Genomic DNA, 16,457 nt, shown 5'->3' with positions numbered 1-16,457 from the left:
AACCTGTGACCCTCTGCTTGTAAGGCAGATGCTCTCCCAGCTGAGCTATGCGACCGTATGGTGGAGGAAGACGGATTCGAACCATCGAAACGAAACGTAACAGATTTACAGTCTGCCCCCTTTGGCCACTCGGGAACTCCTCCACTTTATGGAGCTGGCAATAGGAATCGAACCTACAACCTGCTGATTACAAATCAGCTGCTCTACCGTTGAGCCATGCCAGCACATAAGTTTTTAGCCATTATTATTTGTTTTATATTATTTTTCCGAAACTCAAATTATAAATTTAGGTTTCATTTAAAAGTTTAAATGGTGGTCACAACAGGGATCGAACCTGTGACCCTCTGCTTGTAAGGCAGATGCTCTCCCAGCTGAGCTATGCGACCATATGGTGGAGGAAGATGGATTCGAACCATCGAAACGAAACGTAACAGATTTACAGTCTGCCCCCTTTGGCCACTCGGGAACTCCTCCACATTTTAAATATTGAAATTTCAAATCTACTATAAGTTTTTGCAATTTCTATACTTAATTTTCGCCAAACCAATTTTCATTAAACTGACAAGACTTAGTATACAATTATATTTATATTTTTTCAACCCCTAAATTTAATTTTTTTTAACTTTTTTTATTTTTTATCATTTTTATCAACTTCTTATTATTTATTTCTTTCACTTCTAAGCATTTATACTGATTTCAATCACCTTTCTCAACTTTATCCATATCAATATACTTCGAAAATATTTTTTTCACTTCATCTATTTTTTTCTTATCAACTTTTTTTTCTAACACATCTAATGTTTTTTTCACTCCCAATTTCTCATTTGTATAACTTAAATATTTATTTATATTGTTGTAATCTTCATCATCTAACTCTTTGCACAAGATCATTATTTTCCCTTTCTCTACAGTTGTCAAGTTATCAATTATTTCATCTGTAGATACCCTCATTACTTTGTTTTGTTCTCTCATCTTTTTATTGTAACTATCAAATTCCAAGTTTTCTGGTATAGCTATCTCAGCACTAATTTCATCTAAAGATTTTAACTGTTCTTGTTTATTATTGTTTATATATGTTCGTTGCCTATTGAATTCATTATCTGATTTATCAATCTCTAGCTTCGATAAATCCCCACTATTCATTACTTCATCCTTATCTAGTTCCTCATTTAAATTACTTCCTTTTGATTCACTGCTATAATCACTTTCTTTATACAAGCTTTTATTTTCATAAGCTTGAAAATAAATTAATATCACTATGTTAAACAGTGCATAACCAATAACTATTGCCGAATATATATTTCGCTTCAACTTACTTCCCTCCTTTAAAAACTATTTAAAATTATTCCATTTTTTTTAGAATTTATACCAATATAACTTCATATAAATTGCTATGGAGGTGTTTCTGTGAGTAAAGTTAAAATTCATTATAAAGATCAATTAGGTTATTACTCCTTATCAAATTTTTTAAAAGATGAATTAGATGCAAACACTATTATAGTTTGTATTGGAACTGATAGATGCATTGGTGACTGTCTCGGTCCTATCATTGGCAGCATGTTAGAAGAAAAATTTTTTCCTCTACCTGTCTACGGCACTATTTCAAATCCCATACATGCCCTAAATTTAGATACCAAACTCTCTGATATAAAGTTAAATCACCCAACTTCTAAAATTATTGGTATAGATGCATGTTTAGGCCCACCTGATAAAATTGGTGAAATACAAGTTAGAAATTTTCCAATCAATCCAGGTAAAGGTGTTGGTAAATGCCTTTCACCCGTTGGTAATATATCTATAATCGGCATCGTAGATTCTAGTGATGTAGATGAACCATTTACGAATAGAAATATTAGATTAAGCTTAATTTTTGAACTTTCAAAAGTTATCACAAATGGTTTAATCCACGGTTATTATTTAAGCTCTTTATTTAACTGATATATAAAATACCTAGTATATAAAATCATTATATACTAGGTATTTTATACTAAATTAAATTGAAATTTCTATTCCAATTTAAATTAAAATAGATTAACTTTATTATATGTAACCTACCTTAAGTTAGGTTTAATCTTCAAACTTGTACATTTTAAGTTTACATCGTGGTGTTATATCCACTAAAATAACAATCTAATGAGTCTTCAAGTTCAAGACTTTTCCCTGTCCCAATTGCAACGCATGATACAGCATCTTCTGCAATATATACAGGTACATGTGTAACTTCTTCTATCAACTTGTCTAGACCATCTAATAATCCACCACCACCAGTTATTATTATTCCCTTTTCCACTATGTCAGCGGCAAGCTCCGGTGGAGTTTTTTCTAATACCGAGTGTGCACACTCCGCAATTGCATATACCGCATCTTTAAGCGCGTCTTGCATCTCACTAGAATAAACTGTAATATTTTTAGGTAGCCCAGTTATAAGATCTCTGCCTCTCACTTCTTCTTTTATATCTTCATCTTTTGCATAAGCACAACCTATGTTTATCTTTAACTCTTCAGCCGTTCTTTCTCCAATCATTAATTTATGTTTTTTCCTTATATATCGAATTATAGCACTGTCAAAGGTATCTCCAGCAACTTTAATGGATTCCCTAACAACCATACCACCTAAGGAAATTACTGCTATATCAGTAGTTCCCCCACCTATATCAATAACCATATTCCCACTAGCTTTAGTTATATCTAACCCTGCACCTATAGCTGCAGCCAATGGTTCTTCTATTATTAACACCTTTTTAGCACCAGCATTCTTTGCTGCATCTTCTACTGCTCTTCTTTCCACTTCCGTAGCTTCACAAGGCACACACATTACAACTCTAGGAGTTGCCATTTTACGTTTCCCACATGCCTTTTTTATGAAATGTTCAAGCATTTTTTCTGTAACATCATAGTCTGATATTACGCCATTTCTAAGTGGTCGAATAGCCACAATATTCCCTGGCGTTCTACCAATCATCTTTCTAGCCTCTTCACCAACAGCCAATACCTTGTTTTCATTTTTATTAATAGCCACAACTGAAGGTTCTTTTAGAATTATCCCCTTACCTTTCATGTAAACAAGCACCGTGGCAGTACCTAGATCTATTCCCATATCCGTTCCAGCTCCAAAAAACATTTCAAATTCACTCCCGTTTTTTAGTATTTTTTATTTAAAATACTATACAATTTTTCTAATATAATCCTATTATATTACTATTGTAACTAACCTTCAATTGTTTTATATTTCATTTTTGTAGCTTTCCCGCCTCTTATATGTCTTTCCGCTTTATTTAGATCTAATATATTTTTTGCTTCCTCTGCTATTTGAGCATTTATTTTAGGTAATCTCTCCGTCATATCTTTATGAATTGTACTTTTACTTACCCCAAAAACCGATGCAGTTTTTCTTATTGTAGCCTCGGACTCTATTATATATTTTGCTACTTCTAGTACTCTATCCTCAATATAGTCTTTCAAAGTGTTACCTCCTTAACCCTTCTATAATTATAAATATGCTAACTTTCTACTTTAAATTACCTTCTTACTAGCCCTTTTCATATAAAGTTCAGAACTAGTAAGAAAGTTAATTTTTAACTATTTGTTGTAACTAACATACTTAGCTGGGTCCACTTCTTTTCCATCTTTCAACATTTGGAAATGTAAATATGTTCCATAGTCTTCATATGCAAGATTTGTAGTTTTACCAACAACACCTAATTCTTGATTAATAGTTACAGTATCACCCTTTTTAACCGCAACTTCTTCATTTAAGTTTCCATATATTGTAGTTAGTCCATTTTGATGATCTACCTCTACGTAAGCACCCTCAGTATTAACCCCTACACTTTTAACAACTCCAGCTGCTGACGCTTTAACGCTAGCACCTTCTTCAGCTTTAATATCCATAGCTAAATGGGTTTTATGGCTTTTTGTCGTTGCCCAATATACAGGTTCTTCTGAGTAAGCTCTACCCAAAGTACCTTCTACAGGATTATTAAAACTAGTTTCACCTTTTGCTGAAACTGCTTGCGTTCCATTCTCTTCATCATTCTGAACTACTGGAACCTCTTCAAGCTCTTCCTTTACCTGCAATGCATTTTCCGGTCTTTCCGGTTGAACTACTACTTCTTTTTCTGTTTGATCTATCGCTACATTGTTATTATCTTTAGAATTTTCACCGCTATTTCTTCCAGCGGTTACAGCTGCAACAGTAGCAACAGCACATAAACAAACAAATAGAATTACATAGAAACCTTCTTTTTTAAAGAATTGTTTCACTTTATTAAGTTTATTGTTCATAAAAACACCTCCATCAGTATTGTGGACTCATATTTGGAAATTAATACACCATTCAGAAAAAAATTCTTGTTTTCGCAAAAAAAATAAGGCCTAAGCCTTATAAAAATATATTTTTACTTATTATTTAATGTTTTAATCTCTATACCTGTATAATAATGTTTTAAAATCTCCTCATAAGTTTTACCCTCACCTGCCATAACATTAGCTCCCCACTGACTCATACCCACTCCATGCCCAAATCCAATACAATTTATAATCACTTGATTGCTCAAGAATTCCAATGAAAATCCAGCTGAATTCAATCCAAATAACTCCCTAAATTTAACTCCTGTTATTTTAATATCACCTAACCGAATCTCTTTAACACGCCCACCTTCCGTATAACTATCTATTCCAATTTGATTCTCTAAATCTCCTGATGAAATATTTGCATCCTTATAATTTTCATTTACAATTTGCACAAATCTATTTATATCAATTGTTTCTGTACTATTATATCTCGGAGCTATCTCTTCCCCCTCACTTTTCACACTTTTTAAATAAGGTAGTGCATTAGTAAATACATCCTCCACATTTTCCGTTTTACCACCACTAGTAGAAAAATAATATGCACCTTTCACTATCTCGTTATTATATGTAAGCACCATTCCCTGTGTCTCATTAACAACTTCCTCCACAAGGCTCCACCTGCTTTCTCCCAATCCTCCAAGTTGCTTTATTTTTTCATCTTTTTTTGTATACACTTGACAATGGACTGTATCGCATAAATCTGCACCCTTACCATTAGTACAACCTTTTGAAATTGACTTTGTATGCGATACTGTATACGTTCTTGCTGCTATAGCTTGTGCTTTTAGTGCTTCTTTATTAAAATTTAATGGCATTTCACTACATACCACACCCTTAATATACTCTTCTAATGGTAAGGTAATAATTCTATTTTCTTTTGATATATATACTTCCACATTTTCTATATGTATATCTAGCGGTATATGATTTTCTTGACCTTCTTCAATTTTACTATTTGAATTAAAAACATCTACCACTTCACTGACTCTCCTATCTTCCGCTATAATTTTATCTCCTCCTAATATTAATTTATAAGATAAAATAAGAAATCCTAATAATACAGTGGAATATATAGCTACATTTATGATTGGTCCCAATATTTTCACTATTTTATCATAATCAAAGTTTACTCTAACATTTCTATAATATTTCACACTTCATCCTCCTTCCCAATAAATCTAATTTATTTACAGTTCATAACTTAGTTATATCTATTACTCTATCCCTTATAATATTCCTACAATAAATTTAAAGCCGAAAAAGGCCCAGCTTTTCTTGTAGCTGAGCCTTAATAGTCAATATTCTAAATCATAATTTAATCAATACAGTTTATTTCTATTATCCTGTATAAAAATTAATTTACTATAAAATCATAACCGTATTATATCTGCACCCAATGCAGTAAGTTTTTCCTCTATGGCAACATATCCTCTATCGATATGATATATCTCATCTATTATTGTGCTTCCCTTAGCTCCTAAAGCCGCTAATATAAGACCAGCACCAGCTCTTAAATCAGGTGCCACAACTTCTGCACCTGTTAATTTTTCAACCCCATCTATGGTTGCAACCTTTCCATTTATAGAAATATTAGCTCCCATTCTCCTAAGTTCTGAAACTTGCATGAATCTATTTTCAAAAACTGTTTCCTTTACACTACTTTGCCCTTGTGCAATACATAACAAACTCAACATTTGAGATTGCATGTCCGTAGGAAACCCTGGATGTGGCAATGTTATGATATTTATTGGCTTTAAATCCACATCTCCATCCACAATAACTTTATCTCCTATAACATCTATTTTTACACCCATTTCTCTCAACTTAAATATAGCAGGTCTTAAGTAATTTTCATCCACTCCATTTATTGTTATCTTACCTCTTGTCATAGGTGCTGCAACCATCATAGTTCCCGCTTCTATTCTATCAAATATAGGGCTGTGATTTGCCCCAGTTAATCTATCTACACCAATTATACATATAGTACTAGTTCCTGCACCTATGATTCTAGCTCCCATCTTATTTAAGAAATTAGCTAAATCTACTATTTCAGGCTCCCTAGCAGCATTTTCTATATATGTCTTCCCTTCTGCAAGTGTTGCTGACATCATTAAATTTTCAGTGGCACCCACTGATGGATAGTCTAAAAATACCGCACCCCCAATAAACCTCTTTGTACTAACTTCTACATACCCATTTTCTTCCTTTATCGTAGCACCTAAAGCCTTTAATCCTTTTAGATATAAATCTATAGGTCTAGCACCAATCTTACATCCACCTGGTAGGGAAATTCTTGCTTTCCCAAATCGAGCTACTAATGGTCCTATGACTAAAAATGCTGCTCTCATCTTTCCTATCAAGTTATTATCTATCCCTTTATCATCTAAATTTTTAGCATCTATTCTTACCCTATTAGTATTCTTATCTATATTTACTTCTGCAGAAATTGACTTTAATACATCACATAATACATATACATCATCTAGCATTGGTACATTACTTATTATTGATTCACTGTCTGCTAATATTGTTGAGGCCAATATAGGTAATACAGCATTTTTCGCTGAACTTATGTTTACATCACCTATCAATCTATCATTACCCTTTATATAAAATTTACACATGTTAATCCTCCACTTTAAATGCTACTAGTTTAGTACGTTACCATTATCTCTGGGTTTCCCATTATTAAATAGCATCCTGAAGAATATCTAACTATGGCACAATTAAAATCTATAGATTTACCTAATATTATCTTTTCATTATAAATATCTGTGTCACTTATAATACTATACCCATTATTGATTTTTACTTTATCTATATTCTGTGCTTTATATGACTCTAGTTCATTTAAGACTACATCTTTTACTTCTTCTATAGTATTACTTAAGATTTTACTTTTTATGCATAGTGAATACTCTGTCATACTATTAATTGGAGCCAAAATTTCTGAAATTTTACCATTCAACTTTTCTTCTTCATTAATATCTAAATTTTCTCCACAAATAGAAATGTTTAATATAACCTCATATCCTTGTTTATATGCTAATATTTGAATTTTACCTTTGTAATTCTTATTATCCAATTTTAATTTGAAATTATTCTCATTTTCATATTCAAGATTAACTTGTCCCGCAACCTTTTCTACATTACTAATTATCTTGTCATATATTACTTCCGGCTTTTCCTCACTATAAAAACTTCCTTGAACCATATACTCCTCTATGACAACATCTACATTACTTAATATCTCTTTAAACATATCACTCTTGTCTTTGCCATAGGAAATCTCACCGCTAACATTTATAATGCTCAATGTTAATAGTGTCATAATTAATAATTTTTTATACAATTTCATGTATACCCCACCTCACTAAAGAATAAATCCAACTATTCTAGATTATTGACTTAATAATCACTTTTATTCTCTTTTTACATATTTTGGATGAAGGTATTTACTTATTTATTATATTCATATTTTAATTAAATTTATACACTTTATTCTTTTAAAATCCGTTAAAAATTTTATCCCTTATTTCAAATTCTAAATTATACATTTTTAATCGTCCCTTATATTACTAATATATAACTTTTTCAAAAATATGTTCATAAAACCTTATAGTAGTTTATATTTATGTATGTAAAAAGGTGATTTACACAATGTATAAATCACCTTTTCTTATATTATTTTCACTTTACCCATTCTGCTGTATTACAAAGTATACTTACTTTATTTTTTCTTACTTTTAATATTCCATCTGAAGTTTTTACCTCATGAATTTCTCCACTTTCTTCTTCAAATTTAGTTATTGTTGATACAAGTCCTGCAATAACAGCACAATGATCTGGAAGAATTCCCATCCTTCCTTCTGTAGTTTCACAATTTAAGTTAACTACATCACCCTTGAAAACTTCATTTTCAGGGGTAATAATTATAAGATTAAATGTTTTGTTCATAACTTATCACATCCAACTTAGCATTATTTAATAGCCTTAGATTTTTCTATAACATCTTCTATCGATCCCGCAAATAAAAATGCTGCTTCTGGCAATTCATCATGCTTTCCTTCTAGAATTTCTTTAAATCCTCTTACCGTATCTTTAATCGGAACATATTTTCCTTTAAATCCAGTAAATTGCTCTCCTACCGTAAACGGTTGTGATAAAAATCTTTGCACTCTTCTCGCTCTCTTAACTAAGACTTTATCCTCATCCGATAATTCATCTACCCCAAGTATAGCTATTATATCTTGAAGCTCTTTATATCTTTCAAGAATATATTTTACATCTGTAGCTATCTTATAATGCTCTTCACCTACAACTCTAGGATCAAGCATTCTAGATGATGATTCTAATGGATCTACAGCTGGGTATATACCTAGTTCTACTATAGATCTAGATAAAACTGTAGTTGCATCAAGGTGTGAGAATGTAGTCGCTGGTGCTGGATCTGTAAGGTCATCCGCTGGCACATATACAGCCTGCACTGAAGTGATTGATCCACTTCTTGTTGATGTTATACGCTCCTGCAAAGCTCCCATTTCTGTTGCTAATGTAGGCTGGTATCCTACCGCACTCGGTATCCTTCCAAGTAAAGCCGAAACCTCTGAACCAGCTTGAGTAAATCTAAATATATTATCTATAAATAACAATACATCTTGACCTTGATCTCTAAAATACTCTGACATTGTAAGTCCCGTTAAGGCAACTCTCATTCTTGCACCTGGAGATTCATTCATCTGTCCAAAAACTAAGGCAGTCTTATTTATAACTCCTGATTCTATCATTTCATTATATAGATCATTTCCTTCTCTTGTTCTTTCTCCTACTCCCGTAAATACAGATAGCCCACCATGTTCTCTTGCTATATTGTTAATAAGCTCCTGTATTAATACAGTTTTTCCAACTCCCGCGCCTCCAAATAAACCAATCTTACCACCCTTTTGGTATGGCGCAATTAAATCTATTACCTTTATTCCTGTTTCAAACATCTCTGGTTCTACAGACTGTTCTTCAAAGGTAGGTGCTTGCCTGTGAATTGTATAATATTTATCTGTTTCAATCGGCCCTTTTTCATCTTTAGGTTGACCTAACACATTAAAAAGTCGTCCAAGAACTTTAGGCCCTACAGGTACCTCAATAGGTCTACCTGTATCTATAGCCTTAACTCCACGTTTAAGACCTTCCGTAGATTCCATAGATATAGTTCTAACTATATCATCCCCTATGTGTTGCTCTACTTCAGCTATTATAACTCTTCCATCCATTTTGATCTGAATAGCATTATAAATATTTGGCAGTGAATCCCCGTCAAACTTTATATCTATTACTGGTCCAATAATTTGAACTACTTTACCAATACGTTGTGACATATTAACTCGCTAAATTTAATTGCACAATCATGCAACTTAAATATAGCGCCTCCCATCTATCTATACTTTTATAATATTAACTATACATTATCTTAGTGATTCCAAGCTATTTTTGAGCCTCAGAACCTCCAACAATTTCAGAAATCTCCTGTGTTATTGCACTTTGTCTAATCCTATTATATTTCAATTTCAATCCCGATATCAAATCATCAGCATTTCTAGTTGCACTATTCATAGTTTCCATTCTATTACTCTGTTCCGATGCTTTAGAATTCATCATTGCATTAAGCATCATCGCACTACAATATGACGGAACTATTGATTCTATCAGATCCTCTTCATTACCCTCTATATCAAATTCGTCTTCATTAATTTTATCACTTTTATCCGAATTAAATTCTAGAGGTAATATTTTAAGCTCTCTTGGTTCCTTTACTATAGCATTTTTTAGCCAAGTATATACCACGCTAACTTCTCCAACCTCACCCCTAGAAAACATTCCAAAGGCAAATTCAAATATGTTCTTTGCTTGGCTTAAAGTTGGCACATCAGATAATTTCATATCATAATTTACCATTTCAAAGTTAAATCTTTTACATAGAACTATACCTTTTTGGCCTAGTACTAGAAGCTTATATTCTTTAGTCTTATCTGCTGTCGCATCTCTTAACTGGCCTATAACATTATTATTATAAGCTCCACACATACCCATATCAGAAGTTATTACTATAATTAGCTTTTGCTTACTTTCATTCTTCTGCATATACCTATTGTCCTTAGGTAGTGCTGGAATTACTTCATCCATAGTTTCTTTATAGCTTTTAAAATAAGTCTTATTAGTATACAATGCAACCCTTACTTTTTTTAGTTTTGATGTCGCTACTAAGGCCATGGCCTTAGTAAGTTTTTTTGTACTTTCTATGGATTTTATTCTCTTCTTGAGTACAACTAACCCCGCAACTCCCATATCTTCACCTCCTACAATTTTAGGTGATTTTCTTAAATCCCAGCTAAAAATACCTTCTTAAATTCCTCTATAGCAGCAATTAACTTTTCTTCTATTTCTGAATCTAATACTTCTCTCTCTTTTATTAAATTAGGTATATCTCTATTGTGAATATCTACAAATTCTAAAAATTCCTTTTCAAAATCTCTAATTTTATTAACTGGTATATCATTTAAGAAATTATTTACTGCACAATATATTATTATGATTTGTCTTTCAACATCCATAGGAACATATTGATCCTGTTTTAATATTTCAATAATTCTCTTACCTTTTTCCAATCTCTTAACAGTCTCTTTATCAAGATCTGAACCGAACTGAGTAAAGTTTACGAGTTCCCTGTACTGAGCTAGTTCTATCCTTAGCGTTGATGACACTTGCTTCATAGCCTTAATTTGTGCATTTCCACCAACCCTTGATACTGATATTCCTGCATTTACAGCCGGTCTTTGTCCTGCGTGGAATAAGTCCGCTTCCAAGAAAATTTGACCATCTGTTATAGATATTACATTAGTCGGAATATATGCTGTAACATCCCCTGCCAAAGTTTCAATTATTGGAAGTGCTGTAAGGGATCCTCCACCTAACGTATCTGAAAGTTTTGCTGCTCTCTCCAAAAGTCTTGAGTGAAGATAGAAAACATCCCCTGGATACGCTTCTCTTCCTGGTGGTCTTCGAAGTAATAGTGACATGGTTCTATAAGCAACAGCGTGCTTCGATAGGTCATCATATACTATTAATGTGTCTCCACCCTTATACATGAAATATTCAGCCATAGAGCATCCAGAAAACGGTGCTAAATACTGAAGTGATGCTGATTGTGAAGCTGTAGCAGCCACAACTATTGTATACTCCATAGCTCCCTGTGCAGTTAATACATTAACTATATTAGCCACTGTAGATTGCTTTTGTCCTATAGCTACATAAACGCACGTTACATTTTTACCCTTTTGATTAATAATTGCATCTATCGCTAGAGCGCTTTTACCCGTCTGTCTATCCCCTACAATTAACTCTCTCTGCCCTTTTCCAATAGGAATCATTGAATCTATTGCTTTTATTCCTGTCTGCATTGGCTGCTTAACAGATTGTCTTTCTATAACACCTGGGGCCTCTATTTCTACTGCTCTATACTCGGCTGCATTTATAGTACCCTTTCCATCAATAGGATTCCCTAGTGAATCTACAACTCTTCCTATAAGGTCTTCCCCTACAGGAACTTCAACTACTCTACCTGTTCTTTTTACTATATCGCCTTCTCTTATACCTTCCTCAGATCCAAGTAATACACATCCTACATTGTCCTGTTCTAAGTTTAGCGCAATGCCATATACATTCTTAGGAAACTCTAAAAGTTCTCCTTCTAGACAATTATCTAATCCATAAATTCTGGCTATACCATCACCTATTTGAATAATGGTCCCTGAATCTATTGTGTTAATGTGACTTTCATACCGATCTAATTCTCTTTTTATAATAGACGTTATCTCACCTGGTTTAATATGCATGATTCCACCTCTATTCCTATGCCAATTTATCGTATATTATTGCATATCGCTTCTAATATATCTTAATTTGCTTCTTACGGTTCCATCCGTAATATCATTACCTATTTGAACTAACACTCCACCTATTATGGTTTCGTCCAGTTCTTCTTTTATTACTATTTTCCTACTATAGAATTTCTCAAGTGCTTTAAGCATCTTACCCTTTTCTTCTATCGTCAACGGAATCACTGTAGTAATTTTCGCTTCAAGAATTTTTCCTTTTTCTTTTAACGTTACAATTTGATCTTCTTTGCTTTTAGGCTCTACTATTTTCATATAACCACTTATAAGTTTATCTATAACACTTTTTTTCATTATATCGTCGCCTATAGTAATCGTTATATTATCCTTAGCCTCAGCTGCTATAACTTGTTTTATAACAACATTTCTATCATAGAAATCTTCTAACCAATCTCTTAGTCTTACTCTCTCTTCCTCGGCTAGTAGCTTATCCACAGTAACAATTGCGATTAATTCTTTATTAAGTTCTTTAAAGTTATATCTATTTACAACATTACCTTCAGATATATCTCTAAGTTCAATTAATTTATTTTTAATGCTACCATCTATAACCTCATTCCCAACTCTTAATAAGATACCGCCGATTAAAGATTCATCTATTTCTTCTTCTAAAATTATTGTTTTTTCATACTGCTTTTCTAGTTTTTCTTTTATCACAATTCTCTGATTTTCATCAAGTGGAACTACTGATTTTATTTTAGCTATAACAGTATTATTATGCTCTAAATATATTAATCTAAATTGATTGTATTTTTCTTTCAGGTAAAGTATTCTTCCTTTTTCAATAAGTAATAACAGGAAATTTAATAATTCAACTTGTATATTACCTTGAAACAGTTCCTTAAAGATTCTCTTCTTATTTTGCTTGTTGATTTGTGGATTCCTAATAAGTTTCATAAGACCTTCATTATTTTCCATTTCATCAACTATCTCTTTTAAATCTTCTAAAACAAGCTCTACATTATCGGATTCAATGCACGTATCATAAAGCGCAAGAGCATACCGCCTGTCTAAAAATTCATACATTTTTAAATACCTACCTTAGTTATAAATTCATCAATTAAACTTTTATGCTTACTTTCATTGATTTCACTTTTCAATGTTTTCTCTGCAAGCTTCATTGATAAATCTATAATTTCTTGTTTTATTTCTTGGCTAGCCTTAGCTCTCTCTCTGGATATATCCTTCTTAGCTTTTTCTTTAATAGTACTCGCTTCTTTATGTGACTCTTCTACTATCTCTGCATAAACTTTATCTGCCTTCTCCTTAAAAGTTTCTACTAGCTTTAATCCATCATTTCTATACTTTATTACATCATCTTCATATTGCTCTTTTAGTAATTTGGCACGTTCCTCTTGCTCTCTAGCCATCCTAAAGGAATTTTCAACCTCTTCTTTTCTAGAGTTCATCACCGCTAATGTTTTATTAAACACAAATTTTCTTAGTATAAAATAAAATATAAAGAAATTGATGGTCGCTGCCAAAATCATAACTGGATTAATACTCATACATTACGTCCCATCCTTCATCTTGTAACTTAATTAATAAATATAAATTCATCACTGTTTTTACATCCTACTTATTAATTAATTAAGATACGGAACTGCACCTCCTTCTCTTATTTTTTTACCAAGTAAATTAACCTTTTACTCCAAATAATATCAATAATAGTCCTAATAAAAATCCATATATAGCAGTCGCCTCTGATAAAGCTCCCCCTACTATTAACGCACTCATTATTTTACTACTAGCCTCAGGTTGTTTGGCTATACTTTCTACCGCCTTCCCTGTTGCATTTCCTGTTCCAATACCTCCACCTATAACCGCAAGAGCTGCAATACCTGCTCCAATTGCTGACATTCCTGCTATAAAAGCTGCTGAATCCATTTGTAATTCCTCCTCATTTAATTAATTTTAATTTTAATGTTCAATTTTATTTTTATATACATTTAGATTACCCGTTCTTTAAATCTGTTTATAAACTAATTCTGTTATCATCGTTAATTTTAATGTTCGGCAGTAATCTTAATGTTTATCATAGTTAACATTACAAAAATAATCATTTGTATAGTTCCATCAAATATATCAAAATAGAAATGGAACGGTATAGGCAATCCTATAGCTGCAACAAAATTAAGTCCTGTAAGCGCCTCATATAAAAGTTCCATAATCATAGTGGCAGCAAATATATTTCCAAAAAGTCTTAAACTTAATGATACTGGAAGCATAATTCTCTCCATTATGTTTATTGGAAGTAGCAACGGTACCGGAGCTGCATACCCTTTTAAGTAGCCCCATAATCCCAACTTTTTAATTGTATACCCATTAACAACTAAAAATGTCGTAATTGCAATCCCTAAAGCTACGCTAAAATCAGCCGTAGGAGGCTTTATCCCAAACATTCCCACCATGTTCAATAAAAAAAGATACACTCCTAATGATCCAATGTACGGAATAAATGAACTTTTTCCTGGACCCATATTGTCCTCTACCACATTAGTTAGAAACTCTATTCCTATCTCTATGACACTTTGTACTTTCCCTGGGATTTTCTTAACTTTTTTACTGTATAGAATTGATAACACTAATGTAATGACTATCAGTACCCATTGAATTAATATACTTGATGTAATATGAAGTTCATATCCAAAAATATTAAGAGCAAACAAAGGTACTAATTCTTCCATATACTCACACCCTTTCCCGCTTTCTTAGACTATCTCCATAGCATAGCACAGCTAATATCTGTGCTGTATATCCTGCAATAAAAATAAAAAAGCTAACTTCACTTTTAGTAATAATAACTAGAGACGTTCCACATACAATCGCTATCTTAAATATATAGGCTATAACTGTAAGTAACCCCTTAAAACTAGTTTCCTTCATAAGCTGCATCTCTATTGTATATGAATTTATCACAATATTTACAAACCCACACATTATTCCCAACAGAAAAAACCATGAAATCATACCAAATGGCCCTGACAAGATTAAAGAAAATATAATACCAATAACTAAATCAAAAAAGCCAATAGTTTTTATAAGATTCACACATTCATTGTCCATGTACGTACTTCTCCTTATTTACGCTCCTTATTTACTCTTCTGCATTATACTCCTAGACTAGCATCTTCAAAAATCTAAATTTTGTTTAAATAACCTCAAATAACCTCAATATGGATTAATATGAGTTATTAATATAACTTTTCTTTCTTTTCCTACATTTTACTTCATTTTGCAATAAAATGAAGTTTTTATAACAGCTTTATTCACTTTCTAATAAATATAGAATATTCTAAATTTATTAGAAAGTGATTTTTTATATGCTGATTAATAGCATTTGAATTTTTTTAACCATTTTAATCTTATTTTTCTTTAAAAATATATAAAATAATTGCATTACCTCGCTATTTTTCATTTCATATTATATATATCTATTTATATATTATAAATTAAACATCGCTACAAACGTATAAAACTATATTTTTCTTTTTAAAAATCACATAAATTAATTTTACTTTGCTTATTAAAATAATTATTTATTCAAATGTCTAACTAATACGATCCATCACCTTCCATTGAATCATCATTATCTATCCAATAATCAACCTGTATTTCTCTAAATTCTGTATTATTATCTCTTATCATAACTTTTTCTATCCCTGAATTTATTATAAATCTTTTGCATAGTGAACATGGCGCTGAATTTTTTACATATTCACCGCTACTCATCTCTTTCCCAACTAAATATAGTGTGCTTCCCAACATATCCTGCCTTCTCGCCGATATTATCGCATTTTGCTCTGCATGAACCGATCTACACAATTCGTACCGCGTACCCCTTGGCACCTTTAACAATTCTCTTCTACAACTTCCAATGTCAGAACAATTTACTCGCCCTCTAGGCGCGCCAGTATATCCAGTTGACATTATTTCATCATTTTTAACAATAATAGCAGCAAAATTTCTTCTAAGACATGTGCCCCTGCCTAAAATTGTTTCGCAAATATCCAGGTAATAATTATTCTTATCTATTCTATCCAAACTATATTTCCTCCTTATCTATACAATCATAATTTTACATTTAAATATGATACACCTAAAATCCAGCTGTCTATTCTAACTACTTTTATAAATTTCGTTCTTTGAAACTCCACT

18 protein-coding genes and 4 tRNA genes are annotated in these 16,457 nt (G+C 32.1%); 1 reads left to right on the top strand and 21 read right to left on the bottom strand.

Annotated features, from left to right (window positions below; genetic code table 11):
• Positions 1 to 58: 58 nt before the first annotated feature.
• From RSA29_RS17515 to RSA29_RS17495, 5 genes are all read right to left on the bottom strand, one after another.
• A tRNA-Tyr gene (locus RSA29_RS17515) sits at positions 59 to 143 on the bottom strand.
• Between the two features lie 6 nt (positions 144 to 149).
• Positions 150 to 224: transfer RNA gene (locus tag RSA29_RS17510), tRNA-Thr, on the bottom strand.
• A gap of 86 nt (positions 225 to 310) precedes the next feature.
• A tRNA-Val gene (locus RSA29_RS17505) sits at positions 311 to 386 on the bottom strand.
• Positions 387 to 389: 3 nt separating this feature from the next.
• Positions 390 to 474, bottom strand: a tRNA-Tyr gene (locus RSA29_RS17500).
• A gap of 222 nt (positions 475 to 696) precedes the next feature.
• The gene (locus RSA29_RS17495; RefSeq protein ID WP_346943694.1) at positions 697 to 1,311 is read right to left on the bottom strand and encodes a hypothetical protein; all 615 of its coding nucleotides are present in this window, start codon (positions 1,309 to 1,311) and stop codon (positions 697 to 699) included.
• 96 nt (positions 1,312 to 1,407) lie between these two features.
• Here RSA29_RS17495 and yyaC point away from each other — a divergent pair, with 96 nt between their 5' ends.
• The gene (gene yyaC, locus RSA29_RS17490) at positions 1,408 to 1,938 is read left to right on the top strand and encodes a spore protease YyaC (protein ID WP_346943695.1); all 531 of its coding nucleotides are present in this window, start codon (positions 1,408 to 1,410) and stop codon (positions 1,936 to 1,938) included.
• A gap of 157 nt (positions 1,939 to 2,095) precedes the next feature.
• Here yyaC and mreB read toward each other — a convergent pair whose 3' ends face one another.
• The 16 genes from mreB to RSA29_RS17410 form a co-directional block, all read right to left on the bottom strand.
• Positions 2,096 to 3,121, bottom strand: a complete 1,026-nt coding sequence (gene mreB, locus RSA29_RS17485) for a rod shape-determining protein MreB (protein ID WP_346943696.1) — start codon at positions 3,119 to 3,121, stop codon at positions 2,096 to 2,098.
• Positions 3,122 to 3,207: 86 nt separating this feature from the next.
• A complete protein-coding gene (gene spoIIID / locus RSA29_RS17480; protein WP_035135408.1) occupies positions 3,208 to 3,462 on the bottom strand; it encodes a sporulation transcriptional regulator SpoIIID in 255 nt (84 codons plus the stop codon).
• Between the two features lie 117 nt (positions 3,463 to 3,579).
• Positions 3,580 to 4,284 (bottom strand): M23 family metallopeptidase, encoded by a 705-nt coding sequence (locus RSA29_RS17475; RefSeq protein ID WP_346943697.1) that lies wholly within the window; start codon positions 4,282 to 4,284, stop codon positions 3,580 to 3,582.
• Positions 4,285 to 4,397: 113 nt separating this feature from the next.
• Complete coding sequence (gene spoIID / locus RSA29_RS17470; RefSeq protein ID WP_346943698.1) at positions 4,398 to 5,507, bottom strand: stage II sporulation protein D; 1,110 nt, start codon at positions 5,505 to 5,507, stop codon at positions 4,398 to 4,400.
• Positions 5,508 to 5,723: 216 nt separating this feature from the next.
• The gene (gene murA, locus RSA29_RS17465) at positions 5,724 to 6,977 is read right to left on the bottom strand and encodes a UDP-N-acetylglucosamine 1-carboxyvinyltransferase (RefSeq protein ID WP_346933369.1); all 1,254 of its coding nucleotides are present in this window, start codon (positions 6,975 to 6,977) and stop codon (positions 5,724 to 5,726) included.
• Positions 6,978 to 7,006: 29 nt separating this feature from the next.
• Positions 7,007 to 7,711 (bottom strand): hypothetical protein, encoded by a 705-nt coding sequence (locus RSA29_RS17460; RefSeq protein WP_346943699.1) that lies wholly within the window; start codon positions 7,709 to 7,711, stop codon positions 7,007 to 7,009.
• A gap of 332 nt (positions 7,712 to 8,043) precedes the next feature.
• Entirely contained in the window at positions 8,044 to 8,310 is a 267-nt protein-coding gene (locus RSA29_RS17455) for a hypothetical protein (RefSeq protein WP_346943700.1), read from the bottom strand.
• Positions 8,311 to 8,333: 23 nt separating this feature from the next.
• Complete coding sequence (atpD, locus tag RSA29_RS17450) at positions 8,334 to 9,725, bottom strand: F0F1 ATP synthase subunit beta (protein ID WP_346933366.1); 1,392 nt, start codon at positions 9,723 to 9,725, stop codon at positions 8,334 to 8,336.
• 106 nt (positions 9,726 to 9,831) lie between these two features.
• Complete coding sequence (gene atpG / locus RSA29_RS17445; RefSeq protein ID WP_346943701.1) at positions 9,832 to 10,692, bottom strand: ATP synthase F1 subunit gamma; 861 nt, start codon at positions 10,690 to 10,692, stop codon at positions 9,832 to 9,834.
• Between the two features lie 32 nt (positions 10,693 to 10,724).
• A complete protein-coding gene (gene atpA / locus RSA29_RS17440; protein ID WP_346943702.1) occupies positions 10,725 to 12,239 on the bottom strand; it encodes a F0F1 ATP synthase subunit alpha in 1,515 nt (504 codons plus the stop codon).
• Between the two features lie 36 nt (positions 12,240 to 12,275).
• On the bottom strand, positions 12,276 to 13,325 hold the full coding sequence (locus RSA29_RS17435) for a F0F1 ATP synthase subunit delta (protein ID WP_346943703.1): 1,050 nt from the start codon (positions 13,323 to 13,325) through the stop codon (positions 12,276 to 12,278).
• Between the two features lie 2 nt (positions 13,326 to 13,327).
• A complete protein-coding gene (locus tag RSA29_RS17430) occupies positions 13,328 to 13,807 on the bottom strand; it encodes a F0F1 ATP synthase subunit B (protein ID WP_346933362.1) in 480 nt (159 codons plus the stop codon).
• 130 nt (positions 13,808 to 13,937) lie between these two features.
• Positions 13,938 to 14,186, bottom strand: a complete 249-nt coding sequence (gene atpE / locus RSA29_RS17425; RefSeq protein WP_346933361.1) for an ATP synthase F0 subunit C — start codon at positions 14,184 to 14,186, stop codon at positions 13,938 to 13,940.
• Positions 14,187 to 14,305: 119 nt separating this feature from the next.
• Positions 14,306 to 14,986 carry a F0F1 ATP synthase subunit A gene (locus tag RSA29_RS17420; protein WP_346943704.1) on the bottom strand — a complete coding sequence of 227 codons (681 nt, stop codon included), beginning with the start codon at positions 14,984 to 14,986 and terminating at the stop codon, positions 14,306 to 14,308.
• A gap of 4 nt (positions 14,987 to 14,990) precedes the next feature.
• Positions 14,991 to 15,365 (bottom strand): hypothetical protein, encoded by a 375-nt coding sequence (locus RSA29_RS17415; protein ID WP_346943705.1) that lies wholly within the window; start codon positions 15,363 to 15,365, stop codon positions 14,991 to 14,993.
• A 489-nt stretch (positions 15,366 to 15,854) separates the two neighbouring features.
• Positions 15,855 to 16,343 carry a cytidine deaminase gene (locus RSA29_RS17410; protein WP_346943706.1) on the bottom strand — a complete coding sequence of 163 codons (489 nt, stop codon included), beginning with the start codon at positions 16,341 to 16,343 and terminating at the stop codon, positions 15,855 to 15,857.
• Positions 16,344 to 16,457 lie beyond the last annotated feature (114 nt).

Source organism: Clostridium sp. (genome assembly GCF_036660475.1).
GTDB lineage: Bacteria > Bacillota > Clostridia > Clostridiales > Clostridiaceae > Clostridium_J.
The sequence above is the reverse complement of the archived record's forward strand: the minus strand, read 5'-3'. Positions and strand labels throughout refer to the sequence as shown.

What these genes read in the sequence shown, in the direction of transcription:
- mreB (WP_346943696.1), bottom strand. Translation starts at nt 3,121, where the DNA reads ATGTTTTTTGGAGCTGGAACGGATATGGGAATAGATCTAGGTACTGCC.
- RSA29_RS17475 (WP_346943697.1), bottom strand. Translation starts at nt 4,284, where the DNA reads ATGAACAATAAACTTAATAAAGTGAAACAATTCTTTAAAAAAGAAGGT.
- murA (WP_346933369.1), bottom strand. Translation starts at nt 6,977, where the DNA reads ATGTGTAAATTTTATATAAAGGGTAATGATAGATTGATAGGTGATGTA.
- RSA29_RS17460 (WP_346943699.1), bottom strand. Translation starts at nt 7,711, where the DNA reads ATGAAATTGTATAAAAAATTATTAATTATGACACTATTAACATTGAGC.
- RSA29_RS17455 (WP_346943700.1), bottom strand. Translation starts at nt 8,310, where the DNA reads ATGAACAAAACATTTAATCTTATAATTATTACCCCTGAAAATGAAGTT.
- atpD (WP_346933366.1), bottom strand. Translation starts at nt 9,725, where the DNA reads ATGTCACAACGTATTGGTAAAGTAGTTCAAATTATTGGACCAGTAATA.
- atpG (WP_346943701.1), bottom strand. Translation starts at nt 10,692, where the DNA reads ATGGGAGTTGCGGGGTTAGTTGTACTCAAGAAGAGAATAAAATCCATA.
- atpA (WP_346943702.1), bottom strand. Translation starts at nt 12,239, where the DNA reads ATGCATATTAAACCAGGTGAGATAACGTCTATTATAAAAAGAGAATTA.
- RSA29_RS17435 (WP_346943703.1), bottom strand. Translation starts at nt 13,325, where the DNA reads ATGTATGAATTTTTAGACAGGCGGTATGCTCTTGCGCTTTATGATACG.
- RSA29_RS17430 (WP_346933362.1), bottom strand. Translation starts at nt 13,807, where the DNA reads ATGAGTATTAATCCAGTTATGATTTTGGCAGCGACCATCAATTTCTTT.
- atpE (WP_346933361.1), bottom strand. Translation starts at nt 14,186, where the DNA reads ATGGATTCAGCAGCTTTTATAGCAGGAATGTCAGCAATTGGAGCAGGT.
- RSA29_RS17420 (WP_346943704.1), bottom strand. Translation starts at nt 14,986, where the DNA reads ATGGAAGAATTAGTACCTTTGTTTGCTCTTAATATTTTTGGATATGAA.
- RSA29_RS17415 (WP_346943705.1), bottom strand. Translation starts at nt 15,365, where the DNA reads ATGGACAATGAATGTGTGAATCTTATAAAAACTATTGGCTTTTTTGAT.